Source organism: Legionella donaldsonii, assembly GCF_900452385.1.
Taxonomy (GTDB): Bacteria; Pseudomonadota; Gammaproteobacteria; order Legionellales; family Legionellaceae; genus Tatlockia; species Tatlockia donaldsonii.
The window spans coordinates 1,273,538-1,289,119 of record NZ_UGOA01000001.1 but is presented as its reverse complement, the minus strand read 5'-3'; the positions used below and the strand labels follow the sequence as shown (position 1 = coordinate 1,289,119).

Genomic DNA, 15,582 nt, shown 5'->3' with positions numbered 1-15,582 from the left:
AACCATCAAATAATTCTTATATTCGCAGGATAAACAACAAAACATGCTATAATTCGCTAGATTGTGGTATAACATGCTTATATTATATATTTATCCAAGGTTAGACTATGCTAGAATTCGCAGCAGATAATAAGACAGCAAAAAATTTATCCAGACGATATAGGGATAAAAAACTTAGAAGAATCTATCAAGGTATTTATACTGATGATTTAACTACCAGCATTGAAAATATTGTATTACAAGAATGGATGAAAATTATTCCTTACATAGTTTCCCAAGGCATTCTTGGATACAGTTCCGCCCTGGTGTTAAAACCTGTCCGATTTGACTCAAAATCATCAATTGTTTTTGTCGTCAGCACATATGAAAAAACAATCAATCTTCCTGGTCTTGTTATAAAAGTGTATCAGGGGGAACCCGATAAATTCTTTGAACAAATTACGCCTAATTTAGCACGGAGTAATTTGCCTAGGTCACTATTAGAAAATCTGACAACAGTCAGGGGCGCATCTTATATAGGCACCAAAACTGTAGGAATAGAAGGTATTGAAAAAATTCTTAGTAAAGAATTACATTTGAGAGGCGAAGAAAAATTAAACGCTATACGTGATGAGGCTAGAATAATAGCGCAAGAACTCAATTTTAATAAGGAATATGAAAAATTAACGAAAATTATTAGCGCGCTACTTTCAACCCATCATGATAAAAATACATTAGTCTCACCCTACGCTAAAGCAATTGCTCAAAATAAACCATATGATGACTATCGAGTCCAACTATTTGACGAGTTAATTATTTATTTTAAAAAATGTGAATTCATTTTTCGCCAATGTCAATACGAAAAAAATTCCTTCAAAAACTTAAGCTTCTACGAATCTTATTTTTCTAATTTCATAGAGGGAACTGAGTTTTTAATTGATGAGGCAGAAGACATCGTTTTTAAAGGTGAAGAAATTAACAATCGTCATGCTGATAGTCACGATGTGTTATCTAATTTCACGATAACTAATGATTTATACGAGATGAGTATAACTCCCAGAACTCCAAAAGAGTTGATTGAAATTCTCCAACGAAGACACTCAATCTTAATGAAAGAAAGACCCGAAAAAAGACCAGGTGAATTTAAGATTGAACAAAACAAAGCTGGTAATACGTATTTTGTTTCCCCCAAAGAATCATTGGGCACTTTATATCAAGGATTTGAACGTTATAATATTCTCAATCCAGGTTTTGAGAGAGCTCTATTTATGCATTTTTTGATTAGCGAAGTACATCCATTTGATGATGGCAATGGCCGCTTATCAAGAATTATGATGAATGCTGAGCTGGTCAGTCATGAAGATTATAAAATAATAATTCCTACTGTTCATCGAGATAATTATCTTAATGGGTTAAGGCTTGCTTCTCGGGATAAAAATTTCAAAACTTATGTAAAGGTCATGGATCAAGCGCAAGCTTATACTGCATCAATTAACTGGAAGGATTATGGAGAGGCACGAGATAAGATCGAATCAGACCATGCTAACTCAACCGCTGATGAAGGAATCCCATTATTTAACAGAATATTAAGGACATTAAAGCTATCAGATATTGCTAGTTAAAAGATAATCAGATGCAACATGTACTTGTATAGAAAATATCGGAAATACCATGCAAACAGTATCTTATACTTATATGCGCAAACATTTATGTGAAATCATGGAAAGAATCGCCAATGGCGAACAAATCTGCTTTGCTCACAAAGGACAAGAACCTTTTATCATAGCCAAAGTTGGCTCACTAACCGAGGCTCAGCTTGAAGAAGCAAAACATAAAAAACGCGCCCAAACTGTGGCCAAATTAAAAGAGCGATATGCTGCAACTATTAAAGCCTTAGCGGATAAATAATGGAATTAATTTTTTGTGAGAATTATCTCTATCGAAAAAATTAAACCCTATGGAGGTGCTTACAAATGAATTTGCAAACCATTAAATCTCTTGATGACAAAGTAGAATATGTTTTATTGCCTGTAGCTACTTATAATGCTTTACGTCATCAAATTACTGAGCAATTAAAGCATTCTCAAGAAGATTATGAGATCTTTAATCCTGCTGATTACGTTGATAATCCAGTAGCTTTAGCTCGTATTCAAGCTGGGGTTAACTCAAGAAGAATTAGCCACTCTGATGGGCGTTACTCAAGCATATATTAGTGGTAAAAAGCAAGATCTGACCCTAGGCATGCTTGCAAGTCATTGTTTAGGAACATTTTTAATTTTAGGAATTGCAAGCTGCATTAGTGATCATAAGCCTTTAATGAAGCCGCGATAAAAATTATGGAAATTGCTCGGCAACAGCTTCTGGACTAAGTGGGTGTCAATTTTTACTTAGTCCATTAACATCTCTTTATAGCCTGGTTTTATTAGATCTTAACATATATCTAAAAATGCATTAAAAGAACTCTTCATATCGAGGTAAAAAATGATTGTGATAAAAAAGCTGGACGAATTGCATAGAAATGAATTGTCATCCTATCTCAATCATCACCAAGAAACGACTATGTTCATTAGGAACAACTTATATCACTCGGGAATTACCTACCAAGATGCACCCTTTCACGGAGAATATTACGGCTCCTTTGAAAACAATAAAATTAATGGTGTTCTAGCTCATTATTGGAATGGTAATGTGATGATGCAAACAGAAAATTTTTCTGCATTATCAGCGTTAGTAGAAGAATTTGAGCTAAAAAGAACAAGACCAATTGCCGGAATACTTGGCGAAGACACCCAAGCCGGTTTTGTCATTGATAAGCTAAACCTAGACCTCTCCCTATTTGCCATTAATTATCAGGAAAAATTATTCTTACTTAATCTTGGGAAAATGATTATACCTCAAGCAATTCATTCATATAGCTGCACACTCAAACCAGTACAAGATTGCGACATGGATATCATCAAAGAATGGCTTATCGCTTATCATATTGAAGCACTCGGGGATGATGCTGATAATCCCACACTTGAACAATCCATTATTGATGAAATTCAAGATACGCAGCTTAGCCAAAATCGATGGGTTTTATTTGTAAATAACACGCCTGTTTCCCTATGTGGATTTAATGCCAATCTACCTGATATTGTACAGATCGGCCCCGTTTATACCCCGCCTTCATTAAGAAATAAAGGTTTTGCCAGAATTGCAGTGTATCTTTGCCTAAAACAAGCTGCTAACCGACAAGTCAAAAGAGCAATTTTGTTCACCAATGATAATGCCGCTATATGCGCATACCAAACCCTCGGTTTTCACCAGATTGGAAAATACCGATTGGCACTGTTAAAATAATGTTCTTGTTGGAGATAAGATGTATGGTTGAGCTTGAAATTGTTAGTTTCTTGTCATTAATTTTTCTAGCACATTTTAAAGATAGCGATCACATCAAAGCGATTACTTGGATAGCTACCTAAAAACAACTGGCAGAAAAACTCAGAGATTTGTGCACTACCGGATGACTCTACAGTCCCAAAAACCCCGACTATCCCCTCCCACCCCTGCGACAAATCTGAAATTGAATTTCGTTGTAAGCAAACTCTTTGATAAAACATTTGCTACGCTTGATAATTAATCTTATGCTAAAGACTTTTATTACTTTAATAAATATAATAATTACTTTAGCTATTATGTGATTGAGGGGCATTTATGGGGCACTTAAGATCAGAATTGCTTAATAATAAAGGCGAATGATAATAATTTAACCAATGGTAAAAATGGCTAAAAACTTTTTTATTAGCATAATAAATTAGGGTTAGCTGTTTTGACAGCGCTTTTTATACTCTGTACCTATAACCACATTGTCGATTCTATATATGAACAGAAACCCGTTGTTCAATCTAAAAAGCTGATGTTAGAAAGCGAAATAGCGTCATTAAAGAATTTGTTAGCTCATCAGAATCAATTAACTCATCAGGACCTAAAAAATTTTGATAACAAGTTTGGAACTAATTTTTTGAGCATTGCACCAACTTCATATACCTCAACTTCACCTCAGGATAATCAAGAAATTTTGAGCTCAATATTGGAGCAAGAAAAAAACAAAAAAGAAGCTGCACTTTCTACAATAGAGCAAGCTGGTTTTCTAAGTTACATACCCCCTTGGCCAATGTTGATTATCTTGGCTCTAGGAGTTTTCTTTACCCGATTAATTAGTAATTTAGGGGATGTTACACCGACATTGATCTATCGAGGATATCAAAAGATAAAGCAGTGCTGTGTGAAGTCATAATTTGATGAAAAAGAAATATTTAAAATGATTCGGTATTATTTAAGAAAATAGCACTTTTTCTTTTTTCAATAGACTATTATCTATACTTAATTAATAATTTTTACAAAAAGGATTTTAATTATGGAAAATAAATCTTACGTGATATGGAACAATAAAGGCGGCGTTGGTAAAAGCACGATTACTTTTCATATAGCGTGTGTTTATGCTGAAAAAAACCCAGATAGAGATATTGTAGTTATCGATATGTGTCCTCAAGCGAATTGCTCTACTATGCTTCTTGGTGGTGGACGTAATGGTGAAGTCGTATTACAAGAGCTAATAGCTTTAGAAACTCCAAAAACTGTTGTCGGGTATATCACGGATGTGATCATTGGAGAAAATCATAACAACAGCGATTATTTAATAAAGGTAAACGATAAAAACAATAAACTGCCCCCCAATATCTATTTACTATCAGGTGATGGAAATTTAGAACTAATTTCTCCTCTACTATCTAGACGCGCGGAAGCAGACCCTATTTCGGAAAAAGATAAGCCATGGAAAAAAATCCATTCTATAATAAAAAATCTTACTAAAGAACGCATTACAGATAGCAGACCGGTTACTTATTTTGTTGATACAAATCCAAGCTTCTCAATATATACCCAAATGGCTGTAGCTGCTGGAGATTTTTTATTAGTTCCGATTAATGCGGATGATTCATCAATTTTTGCAATATCAGGTTTATTTAATTTAATTTATGGTTCAAAAAAAGAACATCCAGTCTATGGTAAATATACTTTTGTAAAAAGAGTGCAAGAAAACCAACTAGATAGACCTAAAATTCATTTGTTACTCGGGAATAGATTTACACAAAAAAAAGGGGCAGCTCATGCTTTCAAAGCATTATCAAATGAAGCAACAAAAAAAATGTACCAAGAGTATAGAGATAACAAAAAATGGTTTCGCGATCACTCTAATGATATTTCGTCTCAAGATGATTTTGAACAAGAATTTACTATTGAGCTGAGAGATTTTAATAGTGCAGGGGTTGTTGCTTCAAACTCCGGAATTCCCTTAAGTGCGATGGATAACCACACTTACAAAATCTATGACGAAATAATACAGGTAGCTAAAGAACAAAGAGATAAATGTAAGGAAACAATAGAAACTTTAGTGGCTAAACTTTAACACTATAATTTATTATTTAATATTTGCAGCGGAATGCCCCACCAGTGCCCCATAAAAATTTATTTTTATTAGAAGACTAATGCCGTTGCGCGGAATCGAACCGCGGACCTATTGATTACGAATCAAGTGCTCTACCGACTGAGCTACAACGGCAATCATGCGCAAGTATATACTTGCTGAAGTTAGCGAAGCAAGATTGTCTTTAGTCTCTCCTACTCTACTTTTACCTGTAGACCAGAGAAACGGATTAGGCACTATGCTCGTGTAAAACCACACCCAAGGTCCAGTCACCGCTCTGATTGGCAGACAGGAAATTGACTGGTTCTTGTGGATGGAGCCCATAACCGTCTACCATCAACGCATAGTAGTAAGCAGGGAATAAACAATAACCATAGAGAAAATCATTTCCCGGGTATTGATTGCTTAAACTCCCCCAGCGCTGGTGACAAATCTGAGCATCCGCTTGACTCAGCAACGATTGGTTAGTGAATTGCTGCCTTTTAAAAGTAAAGGGCTTACTTTGTGCAAGCTCGGCTGTTCCCCCAAGGACAAACCACTGGTCTACCGGATTAGCCTGCATAGTGGGCTGTACAATACTGTCAACGTGGTGCACACCTGTTATTAAAGGAGACACTGCTTCTTTGCAGGAGTAAGCATCACCTGCGGCAGGCATCCCTTTTGGTAACTCATAATCCTCAGAAAAACAAGCGGCCGTATCGAGATATTGATGGGCGACTTCGGTTTGACCTAAACCGAGAAAGCTGTGGACAAATAAAATCAAATGACGGCCATAAAGGCTAAATTCACGCACATCTTTTTTGCTTAACCCTTCCGCAGTTTTTACCGGGAAAATAATTTGCACGGAAGCACCACCCATATCCATCACACCCACTGCTTTTTCCTTAGCCGCATTGCTAAGCACTCCCAACTGGTAGTTCACTGCTAACCAGCCAAAGATCCCCTCTTCACTGCCAGTAATTGTTCTGGAATTACGCAGTTGCCATTCATGGTGCGTACTAAACCATTGTCTCAACAAAACGTACAATTGATGTTGTTTGGGTTGCGGCAAGAGACGCATACCCGCCGTAGCATAAAAATAAACCTCTAAATTTTCTTCCGGAGCACCACTAAACAAGGTGGTGAGATAAGCATCCATGGTTGCCTGGTTAGCCTCAATGGTAGCAATACCGGGCTTAATTTTTTTTGACCATAATTCCTTGATATTAATTGGAGAGTTCGTTTGATCAACGTCATAGGCATAAATATGTAAACGGGAACCGGTACTTCCTGCATCAACGACGGCTATACATTCATGGAACTTACAGGTGGTACTCGCATTAACTACAAGCGTAGAAAAAATACAAAATAAAAAAATAGCTATGCGCACCATGAGTAAAAATCCAAGAATAAAATTAAGTGGGATGATGCTATAGTATGTATATTTTGTTGTCAACGAGTATTGGATAAATACAGGGCATTCACTGTCATCCCTTGTAACAGGAAAACTTAATACCGCTAGTATCTTGATGTAGCTTGATCGTTACCATACCACAATCGGCAGTATTATAAATTTTCACCTTATTTTTCTGTAACGTATTAATCGTTTGTTGATGGGGAAAATGGTAGCGATTATCAAAACCGGCTGAAATGATTGCGTATTGTGGTGACACCTGTTGTATAAAAGCAGCTGAGGAAGAGGTTTTACTGCCATGATGCGGCACGACTAAGACAGTCGAGCGCAATTGTTTGCCGTAAGTGCCGCGCAGATCCTCTTCGCCTGCTTTTTCAATATCGCCAGTCAATAAAACTTTTCCCTTCTTATTGCTTATCTGGAGAACACAGGAGGTATTATTTTTGTCTTTAAAAGCCTTCACAACTGTAAAAAAACGAAAGAAAACCCCATCCCATTGCCAGGCTGGATAATGATGGCAAGTAGTCCCCTGTTTATAAAAAGCGACCTGGTCCACTACCAGTTCTCCGATGGGATAGTTTGCCTGCAAAGAGGGCAAGCCACCGCGATGATCCAAATCAGGGTGGCTAATAATGACTTTATCAAGTTTGGTGACTCCCAAGGTATTGAGATAGGGAATGATCGCCAGTTTTCCCATATCACCCCCTTTGTAAAATTTCACACCCGTATCATAAACAAGTGTATGCCTCGCAGTATTCACTACAACAGCCAAACCCTGGCCTACATCTAAAACATCAATCCATGCATCGCCTTCCTTCACACGTGGGTAAGCAGGAAAAAGCCCCGCAAGTCCCAGGACAAGTGCAGCTGGAAGAATGGTTCTAATGGGTAATAACAGTAACAGGCTCATTGCTGCCATCAAGGCCAAAGGCGAAAGTAATTGGGTAAAAGAAAAATCCAGATTGAGCCAGGCAAAGGAATCAATCCATCGTAAATAATAAAGCAATCCCTCTGTTGCCCAATAAACAGGCATCACCAAGACCGGTAAAGCAAGCCATTGCGTCACTAGCATTGTCACTAAAGCAAGCGGCACAATGACAAACTCTATCCAGGGAATCGCTAATAAATTGGCTGCCAATCCATTCACTGCCCCATAGGAAAACCAATATAAAGTGAGCGGCATCAAACCCAGCAGACAAGCTAATTGCAAACACAGGCCTTGTTTGACTCCCTTAAAAGGAAAACGCTGGGTAACGAGAATTAAGATTGCCACCGCTATAAATGATAAATAAAATCCAGGCATTAAGACGGCATGGGGTTCAAATAGCAAAACGGCAAGCAAGGCATAACGCCAGGCTTGCCAGACCGTAAAACGCTGGCTTAGGAAATGACGTAAAAAAAGAAAAAAACAGGCAACCAGCGCGCGCTGTGTCGACGCAGAAAAACCCGCCAACAAGGCATAAGCAAGCGCCATACAAAAAGCAACCACAGAAGCAACCTGAAGCGCCGGCCAATAAAGGCAAAGGCGACTGGCGCGCGACCACAACCATTTTATCAACCAATAGGTTAAGCCGGCTACCAAACCAATGTGGGAACCGGAGATAACCATTAAATGCGTCGTTCCGGTACGGCGAAATAAATCCCATTGCTGCTTATCCACATTAACCGTTATTCCCAACGTTAGTGCTTGTAAAATACCCAACGCATGACCTTTAGGCATTAACTGCGCCATTGAGTCCGCTAAATGATGACGTAAATTAAGTAAACGCTCTGGGTGCGCTCTTTGTTCAAGACGCTTGGGTGGCAATGGTTTAAGCTTAATATAACCGGTCCAGTGGATATGGCGTACATCGAGCGAACTGACATAATCAAAGTGGCCAGGATTACCTAAATTGGCTGGTTTTCTCAATTTGGCCTGCAATTGCCAAACCTGTCCAAGTTTAAAAATGGGGCAGCGTTGGTAACAGGATAACAACAGAGTAGCTTGTACTGGCTTATTATCCAAACGGGTTGCAGCAAATTGAAATTGTGCTTTACCCGGACTAATGGCAGGAACAGAGATTACCCTGCCCTGCAGTACCGCTTTGGCAATAACCAACTGCTCAGGCATTCCCCGATCAGCAATCCAGAGTTGATGAAAAAGCACCCACAGAATAGCCGTTAAAAACCAAACAATAAGCGACCAATGCGCTCTTAAAAATAAGGCAGCGACAATTAATAACAAGGGATAGATAGACTTTGTATAAGCAAAAGCTATCCCGGCAAAAAAGGCGAGAATTTCCATATTCCATCGATTGGCTTGCTCCAATAGTGCTTACTTTAGAGTAAATAAAATTAATTCTCAATAATGACCGGCGATGGAGGCATTAGGTTACAAAGAATTTTTTCTGGCAAGCAAAAGATAATGCAGCCATGAGCAAATTCCACAAGAACAGCTATTGAAATGCTAGCAATATCAAACAGATTCCAATAGGATAGATCCCATCTAAGGTAAAGGGATGTTTCGATGATTATCGCGGCTTTAAACGAAAGTAACAGTGATACCCGGGTGGCCATTACCCCTAATGCAGTAAAACACTATTTGAAACTTGGTCTTGAGGTCACTTGTGAAGCAGGTGCTGGCAAAGCATCTGGCTTTAGTGATGCTGACTATGAAGAAGCTGGCGCTACTATTGTCGCCGATAAAAAAGACCTCCTGAAAAAGACCAAGATCCTTGTCACGGTCAATGAACCCTCTCCTAAAGATTTGCAAGGCTTACCTGCTGGTTCTTTAGTGATTGGCCCTCTTGATAATGAACAGGAAGGCGAACTATTGACTTGGTGCTGTAAAGAAAAAGTGAGTGCTTTTTCAATGAATCTCATCCCACGCATCAGTCGTGCACAAAGTATGGATAGTTTATCTTCCCAGGCGAATTTAGCTGGTTATCGTGCAGTACTTGAGGGAGTCAACCATTTTAATCGCGCTATCCCCATGATGATGACTGCTGCTGGAATGATTCATCCAGCCAAGATCCTAATCCTGGGTGCAGGCGTTGCAGGCTTGCAAGCCATCGCTACTGCCAAGCGTTTGGGTGCGGTCGTTTATGCCTTTGACGTTCGCCGGGCGGCGAAAGAACAGGTAGAAAGTTTAGGCGCCGAATTTATTGAAGTCAGTGAAGAAGACAGCGAGACCAGTGGCGGCTATGCGGGAGAAACCAGTGAAGACTACAAACGCCGGCAAGCTGAACTGATTGATCAATACGCCAGGCAGTCTGATATCGTTGTTTCCACAGCATTAATTCCCGGCCGGAAGGCACCTATTTTACTGACTAAAAAAACGGTAGAAGGGATGAAGCCAGGTTCTATTATTGTCGATTTGGCAACCGCTCGCGGTGGTAACTGCGAACTGAGCAAACGTGACAAAATCATTAAACATGGTGAAGTGACTTTAGTCGGTTACAGCAACGTAGCCGGTCTGGTCCCAGCAACAGCCAGCGAATTATATGCTACCAATCTGGTTAATTTGATTCGCCTTTTGCTGCCATCTACACCACCTGTACTGACTTTTAGCAGGGAGGATGAAATTATTAAACAAGCCCTGCTCTGCCATGAGGGTAACTACCTCCCCTTCCAAACGGTTAAGGAGAACTAATATGACTGGTATTAATACGCTCAGTAATCCCTATATCGCTATTCTGACTATTTTTATCCTGGCCTGTTTTGTCGGCTACTACGTGGTTTGGAAGGTAACCCCTGCCCTGCATACACCGTTGATGTCTGTGACCAACGCGATCTCCAGTATCATTATTCTTGGCGCTTTGATTGCTGCGGGCAGCCAATTAACAGGTACGATTACCTGGCTTGGCGGTATTGGGATTTTTATCACTGCCATTAATATTTTTGGTGGTTTTGTGGTTACTCAACGCATGTTGCTGATGTATAAAAGCTCAAAAAAATAATGCCTTATTAAGGATGATAATATGACTTCATTGTTTCCTTTTTTTTATCTGATTGCAGCAGTATGCTTTATTTTGGCTCTTAAAGGTTTGGCAAGCCCGTCTTCTGCAAGGCGAGGTAACCTGCTGGGAATTTTTGGGATGGCTCTCGCCATTATTGCTACCCTGATGATGCCTTCCATGAATCATCATTGGCTGCTTATTGCATTAATCCTGGCTGGCGGTGTTGTCGGTACTTTTATCGCCCTAAAAATCAATATGACCGCTATCCCCCAATTGGTGGCTGGTTTTCACTCCTTAGTGGGTTTGGCTGCTGTCCTTGTAGCATTCTGTGCCTTTCTATCCCCTAACTCCTTTAATATCGGTACCCCGGGAAACATTGAAAAAGCAAGTCTGGTAGAAATGAGCCTGGGTTTAATTATCGGTGCCATCACCTTTTCTGGCTCGATTATCGCATTTTTGAAACTACAAGGCTGGATGTCAGGGCAACCCGTTCGTTTTCCAGGACAAAAAGCGCTTAACATCCTCATTGGTTTGGCCATTCTTGGCTTGTTTATCTTTTTTATTGTCGCGCAACCCTTCCATACATTTTGCTTACTTGCACTCTTGTCTTTCTTGATTGGCTTTTTGTTAATCATCCCTATCGGCGGTGCTGATATGCCGGTAGTTATTTCCATGCTGAACTCCTATTCTGGATGGGCAGCAGCCGGTATCGGTTTTACGCTGAGTAACCATCTGTTGGTCATCACGGGTGCTTTAGTAGGTGCGAGCGGGGCCATTTTGAGTTATATCATGTGTGTCGGTATGAACCGCTCCATTATTAACGTCATTTTTGGTGGTTTAAAAAATGCGGGCACTGTCAGCAGTGGCTCAGCCCATCATGAATCACAGCAAGTTAGACAAGCCAATGGCGAAGATGCAGCGTTCTTGTTAAGCAATGCTAGGGATGTCATTATTGTTCCCGGCTATGGTATGGCGGTTGCCCATGCTCAGCATGCCGTTAAAGAGCTGGTCAGCGCACTGGAGGCACATTCAATTCGAGTTCGCTTTGCCATTCATCCAGTCGCTGGTCGTATGCCTGGGCATATGAATGTGCTCCTGGCAGAAGCGAATATCCCTTACGATAGAGTCTTTGAGCAAAGTGAGATTAATCGTGACTTCGCTACCTGTGATGTTGCCTTTGTTATCGGTGCTAATGACATCACCAACCCTGCTGCCAAAACCGATCCCAACTCACCTATTTATGGCATGCCTGTTTTGGAAGTTGAAAAGGCTAAAACTGTTTTATTTGTAAAACGCAGTCTTTCACCCGGCTACGCCGGTGTGGAAAATGATTTATTTTTCCGCGACAACACCTACATGCTCTTTGGAGATGCAAAGACCATGACGGAGTCAATTGCCAAAGCCTTGGCTGAAATTTAACCGGAGAGGCAGTCTTAAGCATTAAACAGACTGCCAATTATCAATCCTGTAAAACTTTTATTCGATCACTTATTTCAATAGTTGTATACCTCTGCGACTCTTGATATAAGCCTTTATAGGGGCATGGCTTAAATTGCCATGCTGGGAAAATCACGTTATGGTATTTTTGTGTGTCATTTAGGAGACAATTTTTATGCTGCGAAAAATCGGTTGTAGTTTACTATGTGCCGGTGCACTATTTAGCGCAAAAACCCTAGCAATGAATTATATGTATGCTACTTCACCAGGTGTCAGTATTGAATATCGACTAGCTCCCAATGAACCCGTAGTCTTCGCAAACTCTTGGTTTTGGACAATTACAGCTATTTGCACGACCCACATTGAAGGCTCTCATACTGAACTGTATGCAGAAATGATTAATAAAAAAGCAAAAATTAATGGCAAACTTTTTGAAAAAGGAGCTAGAGAGTCCATGGTTATTCATCATGGGGAAAAAATAACGATTAGTGCCGACTCTGGCGCGAAAGTAAAACTAATTAACCAGGGTTCGTATCTGGTCAAAGCCCATTGCTCTACTTAAAAGAATGTAAGTTATTCCACAAAAAGCGACATTTTGTGGAGATCCGGTCAAACTAAGTAAACATAAAAAAAGGGGAGTATCAAACTCCCCTTTTATTTATTTACGATATTTTAGAATATCCTGGGGAGCCAGGAGCTTGTTGGTTGCTGGTCTTCAACTTTTTGTTGAGGATAAAGACTCTTACTAAAGTCACGCAAAGTTTTTTCATCAAAACCTGCATCAACAACCTCTTCCACCTCATCCACACTTAAAATCGCTGCAGGCTCCTCAACCAAGTCGATCTTTGTATGGTGTGAGTCAACTATTTGCTGATGGAAATGATATAAATAATTACGGTAAGAGTGTTGTTTATAACTGCTGTACTTGTCGTCAATCACCAAGTGATCAATTGAGGCTCCGATGACTTCCGAAAGCCTGGCAGATAACTCTGTAATAAACGCTTCATCCACTTTATTGTCATTTTTTATGAGAGCCTGCTCTACATGGTGCTTTAAAAGAGCTATTAAATGAGCCTGCCAATCTGCCATGACCAACTTCGCATGTTTTTTACCGTTCTCATTGTGAGAGAAAAACCGGGTAATTTCGTATCGACTCGCATTATCAGCATAGGCTTTTTCATAATTGAATCCTTGCTTAATAATGTTCGAATAATTAACCAATACGTTTTGCAGTTTTTTAGCCTCAGGAAGAGCAAGGCCATCTACGTTTATTACATCATCGGTTAATAATTTCTCTACTAACTCGGGGCTTTTTAAACCCAACAAGGTAGCCGTAACTCCGTTCACAACTTGAAAACGCTCTTGAAACGCAGAAACTTTTCTATCACGCGCTTCTACATCACTTCTCAAGACTACAATTTCTCTATCTTTGGCACTAATAAGCTCGTCTTTTGCCTTAACGGTTTCTTCTACTTCTGCCAATCGGGCTTTGCTTTCCTCAAGCTCCAGTTTTAATTTTTCAAAAGCAGCGGTAGAGGGAGAGGCTAAATAGTTACGAATGAGTTGGAAAAAACTCCCCGACTGATGCTCGATTTCCATCATACCAAGCGTAACGCCACTGTGCTCAATGACCACAAAATCATCTTCGTCAACAATCCCGCTTACTTCAACATCGCGGGCCTGTTGCATCATTGCCTTGATCATGTCGTCGATGATTTTTTTACGGTGTTTCAGTAATTCAATTAATCTGTCTCTATGCGGATCAGAAGAGGCTTCAGCCTTTTTTATCAGATGTTCATATTCTTCAGAAATATCCTGCTGCTTAATTAAAATTAATTCAGCCTGTCTATTCAATTCAGATTGTTGTGCTGTCGCTATTGCTTCCTGAAAATTACTTTTTGCTTTACTAAAATCAGCACCAAATAGAACTTCACCGCGCGCAACAACTTCTCCCGCTTCAACACTTCGTTCCTCCAAAGCATTAAAACGATCGAAAGGAATCCTTGCGAAGGTAGAGGCAATATTATGCGCTAATGCGACAATACCACTTCTTAAGCCATCAAGAAAATCTTTGTTATAATAGATTTTTTCCCATTGTCTTCTAGCCTCTTGAAACCAACTTTTGTCTTCCTGGCGAGCACGATAAACCCTGCTGCAATCGGCATCAAACCTTTCTGCACAAGCTTGCAACTCCCCTCTAACGCGGTGCATTTCTTTCAGATAAGGATCAACAAGGTAAAGAAAATCATTTAAATAAGTGATTTGATTGGTCTTCGTAAATTTGTAAAGCCTGTCGAGCTCGGACTTTAAAACCTGCAATCGATCACGTAGTTGCAACAGGCGAATAAAATTTTCCTTCTGACCTTGATCAAAGTGCTTTAACAAAAAGGAATTATCCTCCGCTGCACTTAAATCATAAGCCAATCCAGCATAGAGGTCTTTATAACCGCCTTCTTCCGTATATTTATCATGTGGCTTGCGGTACAACTCAACAACCAAAGGATTATTTAAAAGCCCTTGTTGCTTAAGAGTAAGAGTAATATCTTCTGCTCTGGTATAATAACTGCGTAGTTGATCCCCACTGATTCCTTCCTGGCCAGTAATTAAAGGCAATGTATATTGATCAACCCGAAGAAGTATCTCCTCCATAGTGCCAATCGTCTTTCCAACCTCTAAAAACAGCTTTTCAATGGCATCTTCTTCTTGTGCCGGCTGTTTCTGATGAGCGATACAAATGTTATCAAGCGCAGTAATACAACTAAGCATCTCACCATCTACACTGGAGGATCTGCGGATATCGTCATTGTTCATTAGCTCAACGGTGAACTTATAAATTCTTGAACGGTATTTATCCTGTTCTTCCTCAGGAAGGTTCATTGCTTTTTGACAAAGATGGGCAATCAAGATCATGGCAAACACTTTGCCATGGGAAATATCGGTCAAATCAGCACGGCCGAAATAACGTGTTTGGTTATCCGTGATGTATTGGTAGCAAGTATTGTAAACAAAATTAAAAAATTCGCAGTTTCTTTTTACTCCCTTTTCAGGATTACTCTCTGAAATACGTCGATAAACATCAGAAAGGCCACCGGCTTTAGGCTGTTCCAATCCATCAATAAAACACTCTTTATTCGTTATTCCAAAGGTGTACAGCCATCCTTGGGGAGCATCATTAATTACAATGCTTGAGCTCATGCTAGCCATAGCACGCTCATGATCATAAATACCTAAGATGTTTCTGATAAAGGGAGTTTCTCTAAATTTAATCTTGGCCATGTTTTACACCTGAAAACGTCTAAAGCAATGCTGTTAATACTAGTTAGGAAACCTTAAGGGATTATTAAGGCAAACCCGTAAAATTCATATTC

14 protein-coding genes and 1 tRNA gene are annotated in these 15,582 nt (G+C 39.7%); 11 read left to right on the top strand and 4 right to left on the bottom strand.

The window, feature by feature from the left end; translation table 11 throughout:
- Nucleotides 1-107: 107 nt before the first annotated feature.
- From DYC89_RS06020 to DYC89_RS05995, 7 genes are all read left to right on the top strand, one after another.
- Complete coding sequence (locus tag DYC89_RS06020; protein WP_115220952.1) at nt 108-1,601, top strand: Fic family protein; 1,494 nt, start codon at nt 108-110, stop codon at nt 1,599-1,601.
- Nucleotides 1,602-1,650: 49 nt separating this feature from the next.
- The gene (locus DYC89_RS06015; protein WP_115220951.1) at nt 1,651-1,887 is read left to right on the top strand and encodes a type II toxin-antitoxin system Phd/YefM family antitoxin; all 237 of its coding nucleotides are present in this window, start codon (nt 1,651-1,653) and stop codon (nt 1,885-1,887) included.
- Nucleotides 1,888-1,952: 65 nt separating this feature from the next.
- Entirely contained in the window at nt 1,953-2,192 is a 240-nt protein-coding gene (locus DYC89_RS06010; protein ID WP_220271772.1) for a hypothetical protein, read from the top strand.
- A complete protein-coding gene (locus tag DYC89_RS16930) occupies nt 2,134-2,310 on the top strand; it encodes a helix-turn-helix domain-containing protein (RefSeq protein WP_220271787.1) in 177 nt (58 codons plus the stop codon). The genes DYC89_RS06010 and DYC89_RS16930 overlap by 59 nt, the downstream gene beginning before the upstream one ends.
- Before the next feature lie 150 nt (nt 2,311-2,460).
- On the top strand, nt 2,461-3,321 hold the full coding sequence (locus DYC89_RS06005; protein ID WP_115220950.1) for a GNAT family N-acetyltransferase: 861 nt from the start codon (nt 2,461-2,463) through the stop codon (nt 3,319-3,321).
- A gap of 469 nt (nt 3,322-3,790) precedes the next feature.
- Entirely contained in the window at nt 3,791-4,258 is a 468-nt protein-coding gene (locus DYC89_RS06000) for a hypothetical protein (protein ID WP_115220949.1), read from the top strand.
- A gap of 120 nt (nt 4,259-4,378) precedes the next feature.
- The gene (locus DYC89_RS05995) at nt 4,379-5,428 is read left to right on the top strand and encodes a ParA family protein (protein ID WP_115220948.1); all 1,050 of its coding nucleotides are present in this window, start codon (nt 4,379-4,381) and stop codon (nt 5,426-5,428) included.
- 80 nt (nt 5,429-5,508) lie between these two features.
- On the opposite strand, the gene DYC89_RS05990 is transcribed toward DYC89_RS05995, so the two are convergent.
- The 3 genes from DYC89_RS05990 to DYC89_RS05980 all read right to left on the bottom strand — a co-directional run bounded on the left by DYC89_RS05990 (nt 5,509) and on the right by DYC89_RS05980 (nt 9,123).
- A tRNA-Thr gene (locus DYC89_RS05990) sits at nt 5,509-5,581 on the bottom strand.
- Nucleotides 5,582-5,675: 94 nt separating this feature from the next.
- Nucleotides 5,676-6,818 (bottom strand): multidrug DMT transporter permease, encoded by a 1,143-nt coding sequence (locus DYC89_RS05985; protein WP_115220947.1) that lies wholly within the window; start codon nt 6,816-6,818, stop codon nt 5,676-5,678.
- Between the two features lie 94 nt (nt 6,819-6,912).
- Nucleotides 6,913-9,123: a DNA internalization-related competence protein ComEC/Rec2 gene (locus DYC89_RS05980; protein WP_115220946.1), complete on the bottom strand. Its 2,211-nt coding sequence runs from the start codon at nt 9,121-9,123 to the stop codon at nt 6,913-6,915.
- Nucleotides 9,124-9,345: 222 nt separating this feature from the next.
- Between DYC89_RS05980 and DYC89_RS05975 the strand changes: the two genes are divergently transcribed.
- The 4 genes from DYC89_RS05975 (at nt 9,346) to DYC89_RS05960 (ending at nt 12,776) form a co-directional block, all read left to right on the top strand.
- Nucleotides 9,346-10,470, top strand: a complete 1,125-nt coding sequence (locus tag DYC89_RS05975) for a Re/Si-specific NAD(P)(+) transhydrogenase subunit alpha (protein ID WP_115220945.1) — start codon at nt 9,346-9,348, stop codon at nt 10,468-10,470.
- A gap of 1 nt (nt 10,471) precedes the next feature.
- Nucleotides 10,472-10,777, top strand: coding sequence for a proton-translocating transhydrogenase family protein (locus tag DYC89_RS05970; protein ID WP_058443603.1), 306 nt, complete (start codon nt 10,472-10,474; stop codon nt 10,775-10,777).
- A gap of 21 nt (nt 10,778-10,798) precedes the next feature.
- A complete protein-coding gene (locus tag DYC89_RS05965) occupies nt 10,799-12,196 on the top strand; it encodes an NAD(P)(+) transhydrogenase (Re/Si-specific) subunit beta (protein WP_115220944.1) in 1,398 nt (465 codons plus the stop codon).
- Nucleotides 12,197-12,389: 193 nt separating this feature from the next.
- Entirely contained in the window at nt 12,390-12,776 is a 387-nt protein-coding gene (locus DYC89_RS05960) for a hypothetical protein (RefSeq protein WP_115220943.1), read from the top strand.
- Between the two features lie 110 nt (nt 12,777-12,886).
- Here the strand turns inward: DYC89_RS05960 and DYC89_RS05955 are convergent, their stop codons facing one another.
- Nucleotides 12,887-15,490 carry a hypothetical protein gene (locus DYC89_RS05955; RefSeq protein ID WP_115220942.1) on the bottom strand — a complete coding sequence of 868 codons (2,604 nt, stop codon included), beginning with the start codon at nt 15,488-15,490 and terminating at the stop codon, nt 12,887-12,889.
- Between the last annotated feature and the right edge of the window lie 92 nt (nt 15,491-15,582).

Bases quoted from the DNA above. Each gene is read 5' to 3' on its own strand.
- DYC89_RS06020 (WP_115220952.1), top strand. From the start codon at position 108: ATGCTAGAATTCGCAGCAGATAATAAGACAGCAAAAAATTTATCCAGA.
- DYC89_RS06015 (WP_115220951.1), top strand. From the start codon at position 1,651: ATGCAAACAGTATCTTATACTTATATGCGCAAACATTTATGTGAAATC.
- DYC89_RS06010 (WP_220271772.1), top strand. From the start codon at position 1,953: ATGAATTTGCAAACCATTAAATCTCTTGATGACAAAGTAGAATATGTT.
- DYC89_RS06005 (WP_115220950.1), top strand. From the start codon at position 2,461: ATGATTGTGATAAAAAAGCTGGACGAATTGCATAGAAATGAATTGTCA.
- DYC89_RS05995 (WP_115220948.1), top strand. From the start codon at position 4,379: ATGGAAAATAAATCTTACGTGATATGGAACAATAAAGGCGGCGTTGGT.
- DYC89_RS05985 (WP_115220947.1), bottom strand. From the start codon at position 6,818: ATGGTGCGCATAGCTATTTTTTTATTTTGTATTTTTTCTACGCTTGTA.
- DYC89_RS05980 (WP_115220946.1), bottom strand. From the start codon at position 9,123: ATGGAAATTCTCGCCTTTTTTGCCGGGATAGCTTTTGCTTATACAAAG.
- DYC89_RS05975 (WP_115220945.1), top strand. From the start codon at position 9,346: ATGATTATCGCGGCTTTAAACGAAAGTAACAGTGATACCCGGGTGGCC.
- DYC89_RS05970 (WP_058443603.1), top strand. From the start codon at position 10,472: ATGACTGGTATTAATACGCTCAGTAATCCCTATATCGCTATTCTGACT.
- DYC89_RS05965 (WP_115220944.1), top strand. From the start codon at position 10,799: ATGACTTCATTGTTTCCTTTTTTTTATCTGATTGCAGCAGTATGCTTT.
- DYC89_RS05960 (WP_115220943.1), top strand. From the start codon at position 12,390: ATGCTGCGAAAAATCGGTTGTAGTTTACTATGTGCCGGTGCACTATTT.
- DYC89_RS05955 (WP_115220942.1), bottom strand. From the start codon at position 15,490: ATGGCCAAGATTAAATTTAGAGAAACTCCCTTTATCAGAAACATCTTA.